General features: G+C 63.0%; 20 protein-coding genes. 9 read left to right on the forward strand and 11 right to left on the reverse strand.

Annotated elements, in window-relative coordinates; translation table 11 throughout:
• Positions 1-78: 78 nt before the first annotated feature.
• The gene (gene dctP / locus ASD31_RS24785) at positions 79-1,065 is read right to left on the reverse strand and encodes a TRAP transporter substrate-binding protein DctP (RefSeq protein ID WP_056340531.1); all 987 of its coding nucleotides are present in this window, start codon (positions 1,063-1,065) and stop codon (positions 79-81) included.
• A 230-nt stretch (positions 1,066-1,295) separates the two neighbouring features.
• On the opposite strand from dctP (ASD31_RS24785), the gene ASD31_RS24790 reads away from it, so the two are divergent.
• Positions 1,296-1,970 carry a GntR family transcriptional regulator gene (locus ASD31_RS24790; RefSeq protein ID WP_056340535.1) on the forward strand — a complete coding sequence of 225 codons (675 nt, stop codon included), beginning with the start codon at positions 1,296-1,298 and terminating at the stop codon, positions 1,968-1,970.
• A gap of 22 nt (positions 1,971-1,992) precedes the next feature.
• Here ASD31_RS24790 and dctP (ASD31_RS24795) read toward each other — a convergent pair whose 3' ends face one another.
• From dctP (ASD31_RS24795) to ASD31_RS24810, 4 genes are read right to left on the reverse strand one after another with little or no spacing between them, the layout of a single operon-like run.
• Positions 1,993-2,976, reverse strand: a complete 984-nt coding sequence (gene dctP / locus ASD31_RS24795; protein ID WP_244483953.1) for a TRAP transporter substrate-binding protein DctP — start codon at positions 2,974-2,976, stop codon at positions 1,993-1,995.
• 47 nt (positions 2,977-3,023) lie between these two features.
• Positions 3,024-3,887, reverse strand: coding sequence for an SMP-30/gluconolactonase/LRE family protein (locus ASD31_RS24800; protein ID WP_320409417.1), 864 nt, complete (start codon positions 3,885-3,887; stop codon positions 3,024-3,026).
• Positions 3,888-3,929: 42 nt separating this feature from the next.
• On the reverse strand, positions 3,930-5,819 hold the full coding sequence (locus tag ASD31_RS24805) for a bifunctional sugar phosphate isomerase/epimerase/4-hydroxyphenylpyruvate dioxygenase family protein (protein ID WP_056340542.1): 1,890 nt from the start codon (positions 5,817-5,819) through the stop codon (positions 3,930-3,932).
• On the reverse strand, positions 5,816-6,709 hold the full coding sequence (locus tag ASD31_RS24810) for a shikimate dehydrogenase (RefSeq protein ID WP_056340546.1): 894 nt from the start codon (positions 6,707-6,709) through the stop codon (positions 5,816-5,818). Before ASD31_RS24810 ends, ASD31_RS24805 begins: the two co-directional genes overlap by 4 nt.
• 253 nt (positions 6,710-6,962) lie before the next feature.
• Here ASD31_RS24810 and ASD31_RS24815 point away from each other — a divergent pair, with 253 nt between their 5' ends.
• Together ASD31_RS24815 and ASD31_RS26155 are read left to right on the forward strand one after the other, a co-directional pair.
• Complete coding sequence (locus tag ASD31_RS24815; RefSeq protein ID WP_056340773.1) at positions 6,963-7,604, forward strand: TetR/AcrR family transcriptional regulator; 642 nt, start codon at positions 6,963-6,965, stop codon at positions 7,602-7,604.
• A 21-nt stretch (positions 7,605-7,625) separates the two neighbouring features.
• Positions 7,626-7,778: a hypothetical protein gene (locus ASD31_RS26155; RefSeq protein WP_156392796.1), complete on the forward strand. Its 153-nt coding sequence runs from the start codon at positions 7,626-7,628 to the stop codon at positions 7,776-7,778.
• On the opposite strand, the gene ASD31_RS24820 is transcribed toward ASD31_RS26155, so the two are convergent.
• From ASD31_RS24820 to ASD31_RS24840, 5 genes are read right to left on the reverse strand one after another with little or no spacing between them, the layout of a single operon-like run.
• Positions 7,760-8,434: an ATP-binding cassette domain-containing protein gene (locus tag ASD31_RS24820; protein WP_244483964.1), complete on the reverse strand. Its 675-nt coding sequence runs from the start codon at positions 8,432-8,434 to the stop codon at positions 7,760-7,762. The genes ASD31_RS26155 and ASD31_RS24820 overlap by 19 nt on opposite strands.
• On the reverse strand, positions 8,343-9,146 hold the full coding sequence (locus ASD31_RS24825) for an ATP-binding cassette domain-containing protein (protein WP_056340554.1): 804 nt from the start codon (positions 9,144-9,146) through the stop codon (positions 8,343-8,345). Before ASD31_RS24825 ends, ASD31_RS24820 begins: the two co-directional genes overlap by 92 nt.
• Positions 9,143-9,997 (reverse strand): ABC transporter permease, encoded by an 855-nt coding sequence (locus ASD31_RS24830; protein ID WP_056340557.1) that lies wholly within the window; start codon positions 9,995-9,997, stop codon positions 9,143-9,145. The genes ASD31_RS24825 and ASD31_RS24830 overlap by 4 nt, the downstream gene beginning before the upstream one ends.
• Positions 9,994-10,998 (reverse strand): ABC transporter permease, encoded by a 1,005-nt coding sequence (locus tag ASD31_RS24835; RefSeq protein WP_056340559.1) that lies wholly within the window; start codon positions 10,996-10,998, stop codon positions 9,994-9,996. The genes ASD31_RS24830 and ASD31_RS24835 overlap by 4 nt, the downstream gene beginning before the upstream one ends.
• A 9-nt stretch (positions 10,999-11,007) precedes the next feature.
• Entirely contained in the window at positions 11,008-12,585 is a 1,578-nt protein-coding gene (locus tag ASD31_RS24840) for an ABC transporter substrate-binding protein (protein ID WP_244483954.1), read from the reverse strand.
• A 191-nt stretch (positions 12,586-12,776) separates the two neighbouring features.
• Between ASD31_RS24840 and nikR the strand changes: the two genes are divergently transcribed.
• Positions 12,777-13,187 carry a nickel-responsive transcriptional regulator NikR gene (gene nikR, locus ASD31_RS24845; RefSeq protein ID WP_056340567.1) on the forward strand — a complete coding sequence of 137 codons (411 nt, stop codon included), beginning with the start codon at positions 12,777-12,779 and terminating at the stop codon, positions 13,185-13,187.
• Between the two features lie 20 nt (positions 13,188-13,207).
• The gene (locus ASD31_RS24850; protein WP_056340569.1) at positions 13,208-13,483 is read left to right on the forward strand and encodes a hypothetical protein; all 276 of its coding nucleotides are present in this window, start codon (positions 13,208-13,210) and stop codon (positions 13,481-13,483) included.
• Between the two features lie 121 nt (positions 13,484-13,604).
• Here the strand turns inward: ASD31_RS24850 and ASD31_RS24855 are convergent, their stop codons facing one another.
• Positions 13,605-15,164, reverse strand: a complete 1,560-nt coding sequence (locus ASD31_RS24855; RefSeq protein WP_056340572.1) for an amidohydrolase — start codon at positions 15,162-15,164, stop codon at positions 13,605-13,607.
• A 475-nt stretch (positions 15,165-15,639) separates the two neighbouring features.
• Between ASD31_RS24855 and ASD31_RS24860 the strand changes: the two genes are divergently transcribed.
• From ASD31_RS24860 to ASD31_RS24875, 4 genes are all read left to right on the forward strand, one after another.
• On the forward strand, positions 15,640-16,140 hold the full coding sequence (locus ASD31_RS24860) for a DUF1269 domain-containing protein (RefSeq protein ID WP_056340574.1): 501 nt from the start codon (positions 15,640-15,642) through the stop codon (positions 16,138-16,140).
• A gap of 108 nt (positions 16,141-16,248) precedes the next feature.
• Positions 16,249-17,262 (forward strand): AI-2E family transporter, encoded by a 1,014-nt coding sequence (locus ASD31_RS24865; RefSeq protein ID WP_156392797.1) that lies wholly within the window; start codon positions 16,249-16,251, stop codon positions 17,260-17,262.
• Positions 17,255-18,040 (forward strand): alpha/beta hydrolase, encoded by a 786-nt coding sequence (locus tag ASD31_RS24870; protein ID WP_244483955.1) that lies wholly within the window; start codon positions 17,255-17,257, stop codon positions 18,038-18,040. The genes ASD31_RS24865 and ASD31_RS24870 overlap by 8 nt, the downstream gene beginning before the upstream one ends.
• Before the next feature lie 170 nt (positions 18,041-18,210).
• Complete coding sequence (locus tag ASD31_RS24875) at positions 18,211-18,552, forward strand: SH3 domain-containing protein (protein ID WP_056340580.1); 342 nt, start codon at positions 18,211-18,213, stop codon at positions 18,550-18,552.
• The last annotated feature ends 27 nt before the right edge of the window (positions 18,553-18,579 follow it).

Genomic DNA, 18,579 nt, shown 5'->3' on the forward strand with positions numbered 1-18,579 from the left:
CGCCCGGCCGCCTAGGCGGTCGGACAGGTGCTTTATGATCATGCCCTGCCGTTCCTCAAGGCAGGGCATGGGACCGTATTAAAGGCCGGCAACCTTTTCGAGAATGCCCTCGGGCCAGGACTTGGCAAGATCGGAGGCCAGGTACTTTTCCTGCGCGTATTTGCGGAAGGCAGCGAGATCCGGCTCGTAGATTTCAAGGCCTGCAGCCTTGAATTCCTCCATCAGCGCCTTTTCCTGCGCAAGGTGCTGTTCCTGGCTCCAGGCCATCGCCTTGTCGGCGGCCGCCTGGAATTCCGTCTGCTGTTCCGGCGTCATCTCGTTCCAGACCTTGCTGGAAATCGTCAAAAGATCGTAGCCGATGAGATGCGACGTCAGCACGATCTGCGACATGACTTCATAGAACTTCATATTCTTGACGTTCGGAAGCGGATTGTCCTGCCCGTCGATCGCGCCGGTCTGGAGACCGGTATAGACTTCCGCATAGGCCATCGGCGTCGGGTTCGCGCCGAGTGCCGTGCCGAGGAACTGCCAGGCGTCGCCACCCGGCATGCGCAGCTTGATGCCGGCCATGTCTTCCGGCGTGGAAATCTTCTTGTCCGTCTTCAGGCCAACCTGTCGCGCACCGAAATAGGTCGGGCCGAGAATGTGCACGCCGAGCTGGTCTTCGGCCATCTTCTTGAATTCAGCGCCGGTCTCGCTGTCGAAGAAGGCGGTCACATGGGCGGCATCCCGGAAGAGATAGGCCGATGTCAGCACCGACCATTCCGGGATCTGGTTGGAAATATCCTGCGGCGCGATATTGCCCATCTGCAGATTGCCGCGCTGGAGCGCCACGAGTTCCGTGCCCTGCTTGAAGAGCGTTCCGCCGTAATAGGGCTCGAGCGTGAAATTGTCCTTGATCGCCTCGGCAAACGACTTGGTCATCTCCGCGCGGATGTCCTGCTCGGAGAACACCGCCGAGAATTTCAGCGTGGGTTTGTCCTGCGCGAAGGCCGGCAGGCCGAGCGTCATCGAGGCGATAACTGTCGCTCCCAAGAAAAATCGCCGTGTGAGTTCCAACGTCATGTGATTTCCTCCACTGAGCCGTCCGGACTTGCCGGCGGCGCTCCTCCAAAGACCGATTTCCCTCCCGGAACTCGGCATGCGAAATATTGTACGAAATGGTTCGTTTAGGTCAAACGAACGAATATCGGTGCTTTCTGCGCTGACTTTCTCTCGCCTGTAATGTCCTGTCAAATATCTTTTGTCATAGATTTTTTTCTTTATCGGATATAATTCACCTCGCAGGAGGAGCCATGTCCCGACACGAAACAGACCGGCTGGAAACGGCGGGAGAGCTCGCTTTCCGCCTCATACGCCAGGATATTATCGCCGGAACCCTTGCGCCCGGCCAGAAGCTGAAGCTCGACCAGTTGAAGGACCGCTATGCCGTCAGCGTCTCCACGCTGCGCGAAACGCTGTCGCGCCTCGCCTCCGAGAACCTCGTCACGGCCGAGGGGCAACGCGGCTTCGAGGTCGCGCCGGTCTCGGTCAAGGAACTGGAAAATCTCGGCGACCTCCGCCTTCTGCTCGAGAGCCACGCCGTCGGCCTGTCTTTCGCCGCCGGCGATCTTGATTGGGAGGCGCGCATCGTCGCCGCCCACCACAAGCTTTCCGCCGTCGAGCGCCATCTGCTGGAGGGTGACCTCCAGCGCACCGCCGATTGGGTGCGCTACGATTGGGAATTTCACCAGGCCCTCGTTTCCGCCTGCGATTCCGCCGTCCTCATGGGCGCCCTGTCGTCCACCTTCGATCGCTTCCTTCGCTATCATCTTCTGGCGCAGAGCTTTCGTGGCAAGCCGGTGACCGACGATCACCGGCATCTCTTCGAGCTGGCAATGCGGCGCGACGTGAATGGTGCCCGCGCCATGCTGCAGCAGCATGTCAGGAGCGGTATCGACCACGTCCTGAAGAGCGGCCGCATCCCTTGAAGCAGAAGCCGGCACGGCGCTGTCAAAGCGCATTGATGCGCTCCAGCATGCCATCAGGCCAGGCGGCCGAGAGCGGCGACTTCAGATACTGCTCCTGCGCATAAGCCCGGAAAGCAGCGACATCCGGCTCGTAGACCTCGAGCCCCTCTTCCTTGAAGAAGGCGACCAACTCCGCCTCCTGCTTCAGATATTCCTCCGCACTCCAGGCAAAACCCTTTTTCGCGGCATCCCGCATGCCCTGCTGTGCTTCGGGCGAAAGGCCTTCGAATATCTCGGAACCGACAAGTAGCAGGCCAAAGCCGATATTGTGCCCGGTCAGCACGATCTGGTCCGTCACTTCGTGGAACTTCATCAGCTTGTTGTTCGGCAGCGGATTGTCCTGTGCGTCGATCGCCCCGGTCTGCAGGCCGGTATAGGTTTCGGCATAATCCATCGCGATCGGGTTCGCGCCGATCGCCTGCCCGAGGAACTGCCAGCTTTCGCCGCCCGGCATGCGAAGCTTCACGCCCGCCAGATCTTCCGGCCTCATGATCTTCCGGTCGCCCTTCAGGTTCACGTGGCGGGCACCGTAGTAGGCGGGCGCAAGGATTTCGACACGCAGCTTCTCGCGGGCGATCCGGCGAAATTCCTCGCCGACATCGCTTTCGAAGATGGCGCTCAGATGCGCCGCGTCACGCACCACATAGGCCGCGCCGAGAATATCGAATTCGGGTGCCTGCTTGGCGAAGTCGGAAGGCGGCAACATCGCCATTTCAAGATTGCCGCGCTGCACGGCGACCAGTTCCGTGCCCTGCTTGAACAGCGTGGAATTGAAATAGGGCTGGAAGTCGTAGTCCGCGCCGATCTCCTTGGCGAAGATATTGACGAGCGCTAGGGAACGCGGAGCATCGGCCGTGGTCACGTCGGCAAAGCGCAGACGGGTCGCGGCGAAGGCGGACCGCTGCGATGCGCAAAGTGCCAGCGCGGCGGCGGAACCCGCCAGAAATTTCCGTTTCGTCAAAAGCATCGTCATCCTCCCAGATGGCGCGTCGCGCGCGCTTCCTCAATTCAGTGTCAGATCGCGAAACGGTTCTCCGCAACCCCCTGTGCGACGCCCTCGACGGCAAACAGCCCGCCCGCCAGCGGCTGGGCGGCACGTTGTTTCGGCGTCAGGAATTTGGCGGCGGTGGTGATGTAGAGGGTGCGGAAGTCCACTCCCCCGAAACAAACGCAGGTCGGATTGCTGACGGGCAGCCGAATGACTGTGTCGATACGCCCATCCGGTGCATAGCGGACCACGCGGCCGCCGGCGAAAAACGCAGTCCAGAGGCCGCCGTCGACGTCAAAGCAGGCGCCGTCCGGCCGTTCGCCCGTCGCCGAATAGTCTGCAAATAACCTCCGGTTCACAATCGCGCCATCGCTCGGGTCCATGTCGAAGACAAAGCTTTGATGCCGCCGCGTATCGGTGAAGTGGAACCGCCGCCCGTCTGGCGAAAAGGCAATCCCATTGCTGACGATGACGTCGCCAAAGATGCGCTCGACTCTCCGGTCGGGATCGATCCGATAGAGCGCGCCATTCGGCCGGTGCAATTGGTTGTCCATCGTCCCGATCCACAGCCGGCCCCAGGGATCGACGCGCCCGTCGTTCAGCCGGTTGTCCAGCCCGGTCTCGACCTCGGCGAAGGGCGCCAATGTCCCGTCCGGCGCGCGCAAGAGGAGCGAAAGATCGCGCGCCAAAATGTGCCCGCCGGACGCCGTCAACGCTTGGCTGCCGAGATAAGTCGCCTCGCGATCCGGAAAGATTTCGTGGAACCGCGCGGATGGATCGAAGCTCTGGAGCTTGGGTTTCTCGATATCGAGCCACCAGAGTTTTTGCGTGCGGTCGCACCACAAGGGAGTCTCGCCTAGTTGGTCGGCGGGGCGCAGGATGCACTCCACCTTTTCGCTGGCGATCGTCCTTGCCATCCTGCCATCCATTGATCAACTCCTCGGCAGGCCGGCGGGGCGCAGGTTCTTCTTCAGCGCCGCGATGCGGAAGATGGCGTTCGCAGCACCATAGCCGCGATAGTTGCGCCGCTCGACGATCTCGAAGAAGAAGCCTTCCCCATAGGTCGAACTGTAGAGCTGGAAATACTCGCCGTGCTCGTCCCGGTCATAGAGGATGTTCTCCGCCTTCAGCCGCTCGGTGAGGTCCGGATCGAGCCCGAATCGCGCCTCGACATCGTCGTAATAATTGGGGGAGATGTGAAGCGGCTGGAAACCGTTTGCCCTGAGCGCCGCGGCGGTCGCGAAAATGTCGTCCGTCGAAAAGGCGATGTGCTGGACGCCCGAGCCGAAATTCTCGGCGATGAAGTGGCCGGCAAGCGTGCGCCGGTTCTCCGCACCGTTCATGGTGATACGCAGCGATCCCTCGCCGTTCTGGATCACCTGGCTGCGCACGACGCCGGACGGGTCGATGATATCGACGACAGGCGATTTCTCCGCCTCGAAGATCGAGGTATAGAACAGCAGCCAGGTCAGCATCTCCTCATAGGCGACCGTCTGGGCGATGTGATCGACCCGGGAAAGCCCTGCCGGCGCGACGTCCCCGTCCACTTCGAGCGGCACGAAATCGATATCCCAGATGCGACCGAGATCGGCTTTGTCGTCGAGAAGATAAAGCAATCCGCCGCCGACCCCGCGGATCGCCGGCACATCCACCTCGCCGGCTCCGACCGGCTGGCTGAAAGGTTCGGCGCCGAGCGCCACGGCACGTGCCATCGCCTCGGCCGCATCCTCCACCACAAGCGCCATTGCATAGGCGGAGGTGCCGTGCACCGCATAAGCCGCGTTGGCAAAGCCGATATTCTCCGTGTTGACGAGAATACGTATGCCGCCCTGCTCGTAGAGATCGACCCGCTTGGAACGATGCCGCGCCGTGCGGCTGAAACCGAGCGTCCGCAAGAGCCTGGCGAGCTCGGCCGCGTCCTCCGCATTGGCCGAAAACTCGACGAAACCGATGCCCGACACGGCAACGCGTTCCGGCATCGGCGCCAGCGTCAGGCTGGAGGACGCCGGGCGGCGGCGCACCTGATCGCCTAGATAGACGAGCGACCGCTGACCATCGGCAGCGATCGCCTTTGCGGAGCCGCCGCGAAACTGGTCGTTGAATATCTCCAGCGAGAAATAGCCGTCATAGCCCGTCTCGGCGATCGCGGCTGTGAAGTCCGTTACGGCAAGATCGCCTTCGCCGGGCATATTGCGGAAGTGCCGGCTCCAATAGAGCAGGTCCATGTCGATCATCGGCGCGTCGGCGAGCTGGACGATGAAGATGCTTTCCTTGGGGATCGAGCGGATTGAATTGATATCGATCTTGCGGGCGAGCGAATGGAAACTGTCCAGGATAAGGCCGATATTAGGGTGCTGCGCTCGGCGCACGATCTCCCAGGCGTCACGGTGGTCGAAAATATGCCGCCCCCAGGCCAGCGCCTCGTAGCCGACCCTTAGGCCGCGCCGGGCGGCCCGCTCACCCAGTTCGTGGAAGTCGGCGGCGGCGCGGTCTATACCGCCGAGCGAGACCGGCGAGACGTTCGAGCACACCAGAACCAGATCGGTACCGAGCTGCTGCATGATATCGAACTTGCGTTCGGCGCGGTCGAAGGTGCGGGAGCGATGCGGCTCCGGCATGCCCTCGAAATCGCGGAACGGCTGGAACAGCGTGATCTCCAGCCCGTGGTCGCGTACCATCTTCCCGACGTCTGCCGGGCTGCCGTCGAAGGCAAGGAAATCGTTCTCGAAAATCTCGACGCCATCGAAACCGGCCGCTGCAATCGCCGCCAGCTTGTCGGGCAGTTCACCGCTGATCGAGACGGTCGCGATCGAGGTTTTCATCCCACAGCCCCCGGACGAATGTCGCCAGCCTCGCCGGTGCCGGTGAGCGCCATGAAATGGCGCATCATCCGCCCGGCATCCGCCTCGCAGCCCGTGAAGAGACCGAAGGCCCCGACCGCCTGAAACACCGCCATGCCGCCGCCGTCGACCACCCGGCAACCGCGACGCCGCGCCTCGGCGAGAAGTTCGGTCTCGAGCGGAAAATAGACGATCTCGGCAACCCATTGGCGGGCATTCAGGAGATCGGCATCCAGCGGCAGGCCGGGATAGTTCGCCATGCCCGTGGGGGTCGCGTGGATCAGCCCGGAAGCATCCGCCATCGCCGCCGCAAGATCGCTACCGGCGGAAATCCGCGCGGATGGAAAGCGTTTCTTCATGGCAGCGACAAGAACCGCGGCACGGCCTCCGTCGGGGTCGAAGATGGTCATGGCATCGGCCCCCAGCATCAGGATCGCATAGACCGTCGCAGCCCCCGCCCCGCCGGCACCAAGCTGCACGACGTGGCGAAGCTCGGCATCGGGCAGACGCCGGCGGAAGGCCTCGGCGAAACCCCACCAGTCGGTGTTATGGCCGTGGCGCTTGCCGTCCCGCAGCACCACGGTGTTGACGGCGCCGAGCGTCGCGGCATCCTCGGAAAGCGTGTCGAGCAGCGGAATGACAGCCTGCTTGCAGGGATGTGTGATGTTGAGCCCGACGAAGCCGTCTGCCTCCGCCCGCTTGATCAACGCGGAAAGACGCTCAGTCCCTCCACCGAGAAGATCGAGGTCGAGCAGGTCGTAGCGATAGGCAAAACCCTGGCTGCGCGCTTCCGCCATATGCATGGCAGGCGTCAGCGACGCCTGGATGCCGGAGCCGATAAGCCCGGCGCGCATGATCTTGGAAGTTTCCATCCTTGTCGCCGCACGCCATGCCGACAGCTCTCGCGCCGGCACCGCTTGCAGCCCTTCCCGTCTTTCCGGTCGAAACCGAAGCCTCACTCCATGGATCGGAATAATGTACTAACTAGTTCGTGTCAATTGCACACCGTTGAAACGATGCCCGGACCCGCCTATGAACGGTGGACAAGCCTGCATGCCGGGCCTGCATGCCCGGGAGGGTGAGCATGCAGGCCCCCGACTGGACGCCCATCTGGATAATATCGACATGCCGAGACAAGAGCGCAGTACGCGCAAGAACGACCCGGAAAAGACGAAAGAGGACATTCTGAGCGTCGCAACGGAAGAGTTTGCCGCCCATGGCCTGTCGGGCGGCCGGGTGGATGCGATCGCCGAGCGCACACGCACGTCCAAGCGGATGATCTATTATTATTTCGGCAGCAAGGAGGATCTTTATCTCGCGGTCCTAGAGAAGGCCTACCGCAAGATCCGCTCGCTGGAAGCCGATCTTGAACTCGGCGACATGACGCCAGTGGTAGCGCTGAAGACGCTCGTCGCCAGCACGTTCGACCATGACGAGCGCAACCCGGATTTCGTCCGGCTGGTCAGCATCGAGAACATCCACCAGGCCGCGCATATGCAACGGTCCGGCGAGATCAAGGATCTCAACGTCTCGATCATTCGCACGCTTGAGGGAATTCTCGAGCGCGGCAAGAAGGACGGCAGCTTCCGGCGCGACATCGACCCCATCGACCTGCACATGCTGATCAGCGCCTTCTGTTTCTTCCGCGTGTCGAACCGACACACCTTCGGCACCATCTTCCGCCGCGACCTCTCCGAGCCGGCGCTTTACGACCGGCACAAGCAGCTGATCTCGGACGCTGTCATCAGCTATCTGAGCACGCCGTAACCAGGCGGCATTCCCGAGGCCATGTCAAACGCCGGCGTCATCCGGGCTACCGCCGGACCGGCCATTGCCTATGCGCTGGGAGTGGCTGTTCCCCTGGCCATTGCCATTGCCATTGCCATTGCCGTGCCGATACGCCTGGAAACGGGGCGTGGTCGCTACAGCGTGACCGTCTGAACGGCCACCCTGTCCAGCAGCGCCAGATCATGGCTGATCGCCAAGATGCCAATGTCCCGCCGCGCCGAAATCTCTAACAAAGCGAGCCAGATTTCGCTTTGCGCAATAGGATCGAGCATGGATGTGATTTCGTCTGCGATCAGGAAGCGGGTTCCCGGTGTCAGGGAGCGCAGCAGCGCCACCCGCTGCAGCTCGCCACCGGATAATTCATGAGGATAGCGGTCGAGCCATTGGCGCCGGACACCCAGCGCCAGCATCAGCATTTCATCGGGCGGATTGGCTTCCGATACGATCCTGCCGATCTTCCATCGCGGATTGACGGCGAAGATGGCCGTCTGGTGTATCAGCTGAACGGGATTGAAGCCTGAGGAAGCCGGCGCGGCGCCGTCGATCAGCACCCTGCCCTTCGTCGGGAGAAGATGCCGGGCCAGGATCTTCCCCAGCGTCGACTTGCCCCGCCCCGATTTCCCCGTCAGCCCCAGTATCCGGCCGCTTTCGATCGCAAGATTGATCCCATCGAGGATAGGCACCCCGCGGCCAAAGCCAAAGCCGATGGCCGACGCCTCAAGCTTCATGGTGCCCTCGCGAAAAGCCGTTCTGCGGCAGTGCATTCCAGATCGCGCGGGCATAGGCGGCGCAAAGCGCTTCACCGTCACCGGCAAAGGCATTGGCCCTCTCCTGTGCGGCGACTTGCCCGTCGCGGAGAAGAACCACCCGGTCGGCGATCTCCAATGCCGCCGAAAGATCGTGGGAGATGACGATGACCGCTTTTCCCGCCTCGGCGAAGGATTTCAGGCACCGAAAGACCCGGGCCGTATTTTCGGCATCAAGTCCGTTGCTGGGCTCATCGGCAATCACGAGATCGGCGCCAGACACCGTCGTCATCGCCAGCATGACGCGGCGCGCCATGCCGCCCGACAGCGCATGCGGGAAGGTTGCGGCGACCGCGGGCGCAAGGTCGAACCGCGACAATGCCCCTTCCACCGCTCCCGGCACCGTCATCGGATGACCCGCGCGTCGGGCGGCCCAGCGAAGCTGCTGGCCGACCGTGGCAAGCGGATCGAGATGACCGATCGATTGCGGAATCAAAGCGATCCGGCTGCCGCGCAGCGCGGCCTGCGCCGGTGGGTCGAGAAGGCGCCCATCGAAACGCATGGCGCCTCCGGCGGTGGCGTTCGCCGGCAGCAGGCCCATGACCGCATGGGCAACCAGGCTTTTCCCCGCGCCCGAAGCCCCGAACAGCGCCAGCACCTCGCCACGTGCGACCGCAAGGGAGATGTCGCGGACGCAATCGACATTGACCCGGCGCAGCAGGCCGGCGCGGCGGTGGAACGAAACAGTCAGCCTTTCGATCTCGAGCAGGCTCATGGCCGTCCTGCCTTCGGATCCGTCAGGACGCGCAGCCCGTTGCCAATGATATCGAAGCACAGGACGGCGACCACCAGAAGCAGACCCGGGAACAGTCCGAGCCACCATTTGCCGGCCAGGAGGTAGCGCATCGATTCCGACAGCAGAATACCGATCGCAGGCTCGCCGGGCTCCAGCCCGAAGCCGAGAAAGGTCAGCCCCGCCTCGTGCAGGATGGCATGCGGAAAAAGCAGGACGAAGCCGACGATCATCTGGGGCACCAGATGCGGCAGGATGTGATGCCTGGCGATGAACCAGCGCGATTTGCCGAAATTGCGGGAGACGATGACGTATTCCGCATTGCGCAGCTGCAGGATTTCCGCACGCAGGATGCGCGTCAGCCGCGGCCAATGGGTCACCGCGACGGCGATGACGACGGCGGTCGTGCCCCCACCGAGCGCGAAGGAAATCAGGATCAGCAGGACGAGATGCGGCAATCCCATGGTCATGTCGATGAACAGCGACACAAGACTGTCTGCCAGACGCGAGCCGCTGGCAGACACGATGGCAAGGCAGGTGGCGATGACGACCGATATGCCGGCCGCCAGGAAACCGACACGGAGACTGAGCGCCAGCCCCTTGATCGTCCGTGCCAGCACATCGCGCCCGAACATATCGGTGCCGAAGAGATGCTGCCAGGACGGCGGCTGAAGCCGCGCCTGAAAGTCGCTCGCCAGGCCGGACGAGCCCAGGAGCCAGGCCGCAAGCAGAACCGCGGCGAGCAAAAGCACCGCGATCCCCGTCGCGACGAGCGCGGGGTTCGCCCTGTCGAGCGACGGTGTTTGCGGCGGCTTTTCGACTACCACCGTCATTCCGCAATCCCCTGCCAGGCTTCGCTTGCAGATGAAATCCGCGGGTCCGCCACATGGTAGAGGATGTCGGCAATCGTATTGCCGACCGAGACGAACAGGGTCGCCGTGAGAGTGATGGCGAGAAGCAGGGGCACGTCGCCGCGGATGCCCGCTTCGATCGTGGCACTTCCCAGCCCCGGATAGGAGAACACGGTTTCCGCGAGGATCGAGCCGCCGAAAAGCTCACCGAGCGAGGCGAAGAGAACGGTGATCGCCGGCAGGGCCGCATTCCGCGCGCCATGATGCAGGACGATGTCGAGCATCGTGGCGCCTTGCGCCCTTGCATAGAGCACGAAGTCGGACTGCATGATCTCGATCATCTTGACGCGCGTGTGGAGCGCGATCTGCGCGATGCCGAGGATCGACAGGGCGATCAGCGGTAGCAGGAGATGGTGGAGGCGTTGCAGCAGCGTGACGTCTTCAGGCAGCATTCCGATGGGCGCCGCGCAGCAGACGGGCGTCCAGCGCAGGCCGACGGAGAAGACGATCAGCAACAGGATCGCGATCCAGAATGTCGGCGTCGCCGCCAGGATATAGGCGTAGAGCCGGATGATGCGGTCGCTCCAGCTGCCGGGATTGGCACCGGCCCAGATGCCGAGCGAAAAGCCGATGAACCCGGAAAAGGCCCATGCCAGCCCCATGAGGACGATGGAGGAACGGAAACGCTCCGAAATGACATCGGCGACGGAAGCGTTGTAGGTGACGCTCCAGCCCAGATCGCCTGTCAGCATGCTTGAGAGCCACTTCACGAACTGGACTCCGGCGGGCTGGTCCAATCCCCATTTTTCCGTGATGAGCGCCCGCTGCTCGGGACCGACGCGCGCGATATCCGGCCCGAGATAGGCATCGATCGGATCGACCGGCGAGAGCTTAACCAGAACGAAGGCCACAACCGCTACGCCCGCCAGCACGAGAGCCAGACGGATAAGCCGGACGAGAACGAAAGCCTTCCAGGATCGCATTGTCGTTCCTTAATTGCAGGTCCAGGTCCAGCCCTGGATGCCCGCCGTGATCGGCCAGCCATGGCCATGCGGCTCTATCTGCGTCTCGCCGACGTCGAGGCATCTGTTGACGAAATAGATGTGATCGAGATTGACCAGCCAGGCCCAGCCGGCCTCGCCTTTCGTGCTGAAGCCGCGCGCGCCGTCCCATTCGGCCTTCTGCCATTCGGGATAGGACGCTTCGAGGCTCGATGCGTGCTGCGCCGCCTCGAAATGCCCATCGACCGTGGCGTCGGAAAAGAAGCCGGGATTGTAATACTCCACGCCGCCCCATGCGCTCTGATAGAGGCTGTAGACTTCGAGCGGGCTGTGGCTGCCCCACCCGAATGCCACCGGCTCGGAATGCATGACGCGCTCGATGCCTTCCCAGGTCGTGCCGCTCGGCGTTCCCTCGATGCCGAGCGGCTTCAGCAAGTCGGCAAGAACGACCGCGATGGCCTGTCGGGTGGAATCGGAGGCGGGATAGTTGATGGGAAATGCGGCGCGCAGGCCGTTCTTCTCCCGCACGCCATCCACGCCGGGCACCCAGCCGGCATCGTCCAGCAGGTGCTTGGCCGCGTCGAGATCGAATCTCACTACGGCCTGCGGATTGGACCAGGGCAAGCCGTCGGCCGGGCCATAGGCCGGCGTTCCGTGGCCCAAGAGGACAGTATCCACGATCTTCTGACGGTCGATGCCGATATTGATCGCCCGGCGGATGGCGAGATCGGCGGTCACGTTGTTGCCGATGGCATTGCCCTTGGAATCCTCCTTCCCTTCGGCAGGCGCCATCGGGAAGTGAATACCCCTGTTATCGACGGTATCGGCCACGACGACGTTGAAGCCGGACGGGACGGCATCGGCAAGTGCTGCCGGGACGGACACCATGTCGACTTGCCCGGCATGGGCGGCCGCCAGGCTTGTATCCTCTCCGGTGAACAGGAACGTCAGGCGGCGGAAGGGAGATTTCCGCCCGTAATAATTCGGATTGGCCTCCACGATCAATTGCTCGCCCTGCGTCCAGGAGACGAGCCTGTACGGTCCCGAGCCGACCGGCTTGCGCGCATAATCCGCGCCATATGTCGCTGCCGGCACGATGCCGAGCGAATAGAAGTTCTCCATGAAGGTAATCCATGGCTGCTTTAGCCTGATCACGACGGTCCTGTCGTCGGTCGCCTCGGCGGACACCATCGCGTTGAGATCGAGCGCCCCGCCGGCGGTGGCAGCCTTGGTGAAGGTGAAGGCGACATCCTTAGCGGTCAGCGGCGCGCCATCCGAAAAGGTCACGCCTTCGCGGATGATGATCGTCCAGGTCAGCTTGTCGTCGGAAAGCCTCCAGGCGCGCGCAAGATCGGGCTTCGTGGCAAGATCGGCGTCGCGGCTGAGCAGGGTGGACTGGAACAGGGGATGGCCGTAGCGCCCCCAACCCAGCAGGGGATCGTAGCCCGTATCCGGTTCCCCGCCGATGGCCAGCACCAGCTCGGTCTTCCCCGTCGCGAAGGCCGGGGTGCTCAGCAGGGAAAGAACGGAAGCCGCTGCAAGAGCGGACAGCTTCATCGTCTCCATCATCCGGACCCCCCAAGTTCGGTCACAATGCCACCAGCACGATAGAAACGAAGACGGTATGATGTCTATGGAAAAATCGCTTACACCCTTCTTCGACGCCAGCCGGGCCCCGGAAAGCAGTTGGAGCTTGCCTTGCCATGGGCTATCGATAGCGGGCTTTCGAAACCCGCCGGCAGCGCCAGTCAGGATTTTTCATGCAAAGAGTAACCGTCACCCTCGACGACGATCTGATGGAAGAGCTCGATCGCATGATCAAGGCGCGCGGCTACCAGAACCGTTCGGAAGCCATTCGCGACCTCGCGCGGGCCGGCTTGAAGCAGGCCTCACTGGAAGCCGGCTCTCTCAGCAATACCATCGGCGTGCTGAGCTATGTCTTCGACCACGAGGCTCGCGAACTGGCGAAACGCCTCACAAGCACGTTCCACAGCCATCACGATCTGACGGTCTCCAGCCTTCACGTCCATCTCGACGAGAAGAACTGCCTTGAGGTCAGTATCCTGAAGGGGCCGTCGGGCGATGTGCAGCACTTCGCCGAACATGTGATATCGGAGCGAGCCGTACGATACGGGCATCTCCACATCATGCCGCTGTCCTCGGAATCCTAAGGCATTTCCGGAAAACCGGAGTGTGGTGGCAGGGAAGATATCCGCTCGCCGCCGAGGTGCTCGACCTCATCGAACGGGTTATGGGGTGGACCGCACCAGCGTCCTCGCGACCGGCATCCTTGTGCAACGATGTGGCTGTCGTGGTCGGCTGCTTCCTTGGGGATCGCTTTCGCGCCGCGCTGCCGCTTGCCCGGCAACCGGCAATGTGGACGATCTTCGGTCTGAGCGACGACCATTTCGCCGCCGCCAGTCCTTATGCGCATCCGGCATCGAGCCGACGTCTTCTGGCGCATTAGACACAGCTACGCGAACGAGGCCCGGCGGGAGGGCAAAATGCTGGATTTACCGGCTGCAGGGGGCGTTCCGATTAACTCCCCACCGCGTTGCCGCACAGATGCGAGCCGAAATCACAAACCCTTACGGGCTTTTTTCCCTGTATCCCGCTGCGAATTCATCAACCCCGCTGCGTATCAGCAGGTGGGGCGGAATGCCGTCGGGCCGAACGCGATCCTTCGGCAACGGGGACACATATTTGCGGCCGGCCTTGCGGCGCTCGAAATCGGCCCGGGCGGCAGCGCGCAGGTCAGCATCGACGATCAGGTCGTAGCCGACGCCCGCCATCACGACAGCGGAGAGGATGGAGCTCTTGTCACCAATGCTGGTACCGCCGCAGGCCGTTACGGGCCAGGTGTGCAGCCCGACGCCGATCGGCATCGTGGCGATGGCGAAGAGGCCCGTCGGCGTGTTGTAGCTGACGTCGCCGACATCGGTGCTGCCGCCGGTCGTGACTTCCGGAAGGATGGGCATGACGATCGGCATCAGGCCCGCCTCCGGCAGCCCCATCTCGCGCTGGCAGGTCTTGGCGAAGACCTGCTCGGCCTCGGTCCATTCGAGCGGCAGCGCCGTCATGTGGTCGTGCAGGCGCTGGACGAGCGTCTCGTTCGGCAGAAGGTCATGCATGCCGAAGAAATGGTCGACGGCAACCGTCGTCTGGGTGGATGTCGCCGCACCGCTCGCGACGTCCCTTACCCAGGCCGTCACCTCGTCCACCTCCGTGCGATCCTGATCACGGATCATGATCAGAACCTCGGCAGTGTCGGGAATGACATTGGGCGCGCCGCCGCCGTCGGTGTAGGCGTAATGTAGCCGGGTCGTCGGCTTGAGATGCTCGCGCATGAACTGGACGCCGGTGCCGAAAAGCTCAGCACCCTTGAGCGCGCTGCGCCCTTCCCACGGATCGACGCCGGCATGGGCCGTGCGCCCGGTATAGCGCACGCGAAGCATGTTGACGGCCGCCGTGCGCAACAGCCCCGTGGCGTTCATCGGGCCGGGATGCCAGGCAAGGGCCGCGTCGAGATCGTCGAACAGGCCGTCACGAGCCATGTAGACCTTCGCGCCTTGCGTTTCCTCCGCCGCGCAACCATAGACCCGGATCGTCCCGGGATGACCGCCGTCGATCATCATCTTCTTGAGCGCCAGCGCCGCGCCGGTGCAGCCTGCGCCGAGCATGTTGTGGCCGCATCCATGACCGACCTCTACCCCGGCCGGTCCTGGCGTCTGGCGCGGTTCGGCCGCGTTGCCGAGGCCCGGAAGCGCGTCGTATTCCGGCAGGAAGCCGATCTTCGGGCCGCCCTCGCCCTGCGTCCATTCGGCAAGGAAGGCCGTGGGGATGCCCGACGTTCCCGTGCTGACGATCGTGAAGCCCGCCGCACGCAGCTCACGAAGATGGATTTCGGAAGAGTGCTCCTCGTGCAGGGACAATTCAGGCGTGTTCCAGACCTCGCGCGATATGCGCAGGATCGCCTCGCGAACCGTGTCCACGGCCTCGCGCGCGGTCTTTGCAGAGTCTGGTGTGGCGGCGTCCTGCGCCTTCGCCGCCAACGGCATCAGCGCCAAGACCGCCGTCGAGGCAAGCGAGCCGATCAGCAGTTTGCGGCGCAGACTGTCGACGGGCTGATAGGGGAATTCGAAGCTCATGGCACCCTCGCTATTCATTGGCCGACAATGGCGCATGATGGCACTCCCCGCCGGTACGATCCAGTCCCTAAATCATGCCGGTCCCGGCAGCCTGCTTGTCCACGACAGCCGGTCGCCCCGAGCACGACGCTCGACGGCGAAAGGGCGATCGGGCTCCTCCTCACCCGCTCTCTCGGACAGGGACCTGCACCGGTGGATACACGCCACGTCCCGTGACGAACAGGCAAGGTCCTCGATTGATCGAGAGCGTTTCGGCTTTTCCTCGAAGCGAGAAAGCTCGGTCTTCCTGTTCCCACGAAATTCCGGACGCAAACCGCTCAAGCATTTCTGCCGGATTTTCTCTCGTTGCCGGGCGCAGTATGGGAATCTTAAGATACTTTCCGGCGACATTGCCGACGGCAGCGTTTGCACATTGCAATCAGAGAGGAAATTTGCTTCCACTAGACGGATAGGAAATTCAATAGAGGAGGCGGAAATGTCTGATCTTGTTGCAATCGTCTATCCGAGCGAGGCAAAGGCGGAAGAAGTCCGCCAGCGTATCTTCGAACTTCAGAAGGAATATCTGATCACCGTCGGCGATGCCGTCATCGCCACGAAGTCCGCCGATGGCAAGATCAAGCTCAACCAGTTGTTCAACACGACGGCCGCCGGCGCCACCACGGGCAGCTTCTGGGGCTTGCTGATCGGCATCCTCTTCCTCAATCCGCTGCTCGGCGTTGCCGTCGGCGCGGCGTCCGGCGCCATCCGCGGAGCGCTGACGGATGTCGGCATCAACGATGCCTTCATGAAGGAGCTTGCCCACAAGCTCGAGGGGGGCAACGCCGCCCTCTTCGTGCTGGTGCGCAGCATGACGGCCGACAAGGTGCTGAAGGATATCTCGTCCCACGGCGGGGAGGTTCTGCAGACATCCCTCGACGAAGGCAAGGAACAGGTGCTGCGCAACGCGTTGCAGCAGGCACAGCAGGCTTCCGGTTGACCGGTCCTGCGCCGCTCTTTGACCAGGCGCTGGAGGTACGAGCCTCCCGCGCCTGGCTTTGCATGAAACATCTTCGAGGTTGATATGGTTCGCGCTGGCAATAGAGGCATGTTTGGCGCGATAGGCACCGGCATCCTCGTTCTCGCCCTTTTTCGCCTCGCGCAGCCGATCTTCGCGCCGCTCTTCTTTTCACTCCTCATCATCGCGCTCATGTGGCCATGCCAATTGGCCCTGCAGCGAAAGCTGCCACGCCTCGTCGCGCTGTTCATCACCCTGTCGTTGACGATGGCGGCCATCCTGGCGCTCGGCTCCTCAGTCGCCTGGGGCCTCACCCAGCTCGGCCACTGGCTGTTCCTCAACGCCGAGCGGCTACAGGCGATCTATACGGTCTGGGCGGACTGGCTGGAACAGCACGGCGTTCCCGTCATGGGCACCCTGTCGGACCGGTTCGACGTGCGCTGGCTCGTCGGCTTTATGCAGAGCATGGCCGGCCGGCTGAACAGTTTCGCGGGCTTTGCGATGCTCGTCCTGATCTTCGTGATGCTCGGCTTGCTGGAAGTGGACGAATTCGGCACACGTCTCGCCTCGCCCTCAGCGCAACCTCATGGCAGCCGCATTCTGGCCGCCAACCGCACCATCGCCGCCAAGCTCCGCCGCTTCATGATCGTACGCACAGCCGCCAGCGTGCTGACCGGCCTCGTCGTCTGGGTGTTCACGCTGGGCATGGGCCTGGAACTAGCCGCCGCCTGGGGCGCGATCGCCTTCGCCCTCAACTATATCCCGTTTATCGGCCCCTTGGTCGCCACCACCCTGCCGACGATCTTTGCGGTCGGCCATTTCGGATCATGGGAAATGGCCGTCGTGATCTTTGCCTGCCTCAATGTCATCCAGTTCGTGATCGGCAGCTACCTGGAGCCGCGGCTGACCGGCGCCTCGCTGGCGCTCTCCCCCTTCGCGGTAATCTTCGCCGTGTTCTTCTGGAGCTTCATGTGGGGCGTTTCGGGAGCCTTCATCGGCGTGCCGGTGCTGATCGCCTTCGTCGTCTATTGCGAAGGCTCACCTTCGGCAGGCTGGCTTGCGGCGATCCTGGCGAACAAGACGGCCGAGGTTCCGGATGCGTGAGGTCTCTCACCGAAGCCGCTCGGCCTTTCGCGCGATCCGCGTCCTCCTCGCCCTTGCCTGCCTGCTCCCGCCCTTGCCGGTGAGGGCACAGCAGGAAACCGGCGAATGCGCGGTCCTCATGCACGGACTTGCGCGCGGCAGCGGTTCGTTCTGGCTTGTCGAAACGATATTGACCGCAAAGGGCTACCACGTCGTCAACAGGGACCACCCCTCCACGAGAGACACCATCGCCGGGCTGTCCGTCCATGTCGGGGCGGCGGTCGCCGAATGCGGGACGCGCCGCGTGAACTTCGTCACCCATTCCATGGGCGGCATCCTCGTCCGGCATTGGCTTGCCGGCCACCGGCCCGAAAGGCTGGGGCGCGTGGTGATGCTCGCGCCACCCAACCACGGGTCTGAAATCGTCGATGTCTTCGGCGACCTCCCGCCCTTCCACTGGATCAACGGGCCGGCAGGTCTGGAACTGGGGACGGGTCGAAACGCCACGCCGGAAACCCTGCCGAAACCCGATTTCCCCCTCGGCATCATCGCCGGCGACATCTCCCTCAACCCGATCTACAATTCCATCCTCGAAGGGCCGAACGACGGCAAGGTCACGGTGGCGTCCACGCGCCTGGACGGTGCGGCCGACCACCTCGTGGTGCATGCCACACATACATTCATGATGTTCAATCCCGTCGTTGTCATGGAAACGCTGCGCTTTCTCGAAACGGGCGCCTTCGATCACGGCATGACCTGGTATGCGGCCGCCACGGCCTTGAGCGCCATCGTCCAATAGACCAGGACCATCTGTGTCGTCACGGCAAGTTGTTAAGAAATCGGGAAGTTCGTCACACCGAAAATCACGGAGGGCGAAAAATAACCTTGCCAAGCGAAGTGTTCACTGACCTCATCACGCCATGAGCCGGCGTCGCGGGCTCCAGCACAGGTCGAATTGGAGGAAAGCGCATGTTTCTGAAGAAAGTGCTCTCGATTGCCATCGTTTTCGGCGCAGTGGCGCTTGCGGGTATGGCCGAAGCCCAGGCTGCCTCGGCGGTCGTCACCAGCACAGTCCATCTTCGCTCGGGACCGGGCACCAACTTCCGGACGATCGGTCGCGTGCATGCCCGCGAGCGCGTGCGTGTGAACCGGTGCGACCGTTCACTGCGCTGGTGTCAGGTGCAGCCGCGCCGCGGACGCACCGGATGGGTCAGTTCCCGCTTCCTCGACCGCGTGTCGGGCAACCATCGCCCTGGCCCGGGCAGCATCTGCTTCCACGGTGCGCGCGGGCATATCTGCATCGGCAGATAAGACGCGACGGGGCCAGTGCGGCGGTTC

Source organism: Rhizobium sp. Root482, assembly GCF_001426565.1.
In the GTDB taxonomy this organism is placed as follows: domain Bacteria; phylum Pseudomonadota; class Alphaproteobacteria; order Rhizobiales; family Rhizobiaceae; genus Pararhizobium.

Excerpts from the sequence above, each read along its gene's own strand:
- ASD31_RS24830 (WP_056340557.1), bottom strand. The coding sequence starts at position 9,997 with ATGACGGTGGTAGTCGAAAAGCCGCCGCAAACACCGTCGCTCGACAGG.
- ASD31_RS24810 (WP_056340546.1), bottom strand. The coding sequence starts at position 6,709 with ATGGAAACTTCCAAGATCATGCGCGCCGGGCTTATCGGCTCCGGCATC.
- ASD31_RS24815 (WP_056340773.1), top strand. The coding sequence starts at position 6,963 with ATGCCGAGACAAGAGCGCAGTACGCGCAAGAACGACCCGGAAAAGACG.
- ASD31_RS24835 (WP_056340559.1), bottom strand. The coding sequence starts at position 10,998 with ATGCGATCCTGGAAGGCTTTCGTTCTCGTCCGGCTTATCCGTCTGGCT.
- ASD31_RS24855 (WP_056340572.1), bottom strand. The coding sequence starts at position 15,164 with ATGAGCTTCGAATTCCCCTATCAGCCCGTCGACAGTCTGCGCCGCAAA.
- dctP (WP_244483953.1), bottom strand. The coding sequence starts at position 2,976 with ATGCTTTTGACGAAACGGAAATTTCTGGCGGGTTCCGCCGCCGCGCTG.
- ASD31_RS24865 (WP_156392797.1), top strand. The coding sequence starts at position 16,249 with ATGTTTGGCGCGATAGGCACCGGCATCCTCGTTCTCGCCCTTTTTCGC.
- ASD31_RS24860 (WP_056340574.1), top strand. The coding sequence starts at position 15,640 with ATGTCTGATCTTGTTGCAATCGTCTATCCGAGCGAGGCAAAGGCGGAA.
- ASD31_RS24825 (WP_056340554.1), bottom strand. The coding sequence starts at position 9,146 with ATGAGCCTGCTCGAGATCGAAAGGCTGACTGTTTCGTTCCACCGCCGC.
- ASD31_RS24790 (WP_056340535.1), top strand. The coding sequence starts at position 1,296 with ATGTCCCGACACGAAACAGACCGGCTGGAAACGGCGGGAGAGCTCGCT.
- ASD31_RS24840 (WP_244483954.1), bottom strand. The coding sequence starts at position 12,585 with ATGATGGAGACGATGAAGCTGTCCGCTCTTGCAGCGGCTTCCGTTCTT.
- ASD31_RS24805 (WP_056340542.1), bottom strand. The coding sequence starts at position 5,819 with ATGAAAACCTCGATCGCGACCGTCTCGATCAGCGGTGAACTGCCCGAC.
- nikR (WP_056340567.1), top strand. The coding sequence starts at position 12,777 with ATGCAAAGAGTAACCGTCACCCTCGACGACGATCTGATGGAAGAGCTC.
- ASD31_RS24875 (WP_056340580.1), top strand. The coding sequence starts at position 18,211 with ATGTTTCTGAAGAAAGTGCTCTCGATTGCCATCGTTTTCGGCGCAGTG.
- ASD31_RS24870 (WP_244483955.1), top strand. The coding sequence starts at position 17,255 with ATGCGTGAGGTCTCTCACCGAAGCCGCTCGGCCTTTCGCGCGATCCGC.
- dctP (WP_056340531.1), bottom strand. The coding sequence starts at position 1,065 with ATGACGTTGGAACTCACACGGCGATTTTTCTTGGGAGCGACAGTTATC.
- ASD31_RS26155 (WP_156392796.1), top strand. The coding sequence starts at position 7,626 with ATGTCAAACGCCGGCGTCATCCGGGCTACCGCCGGACCGGCCATTGCC.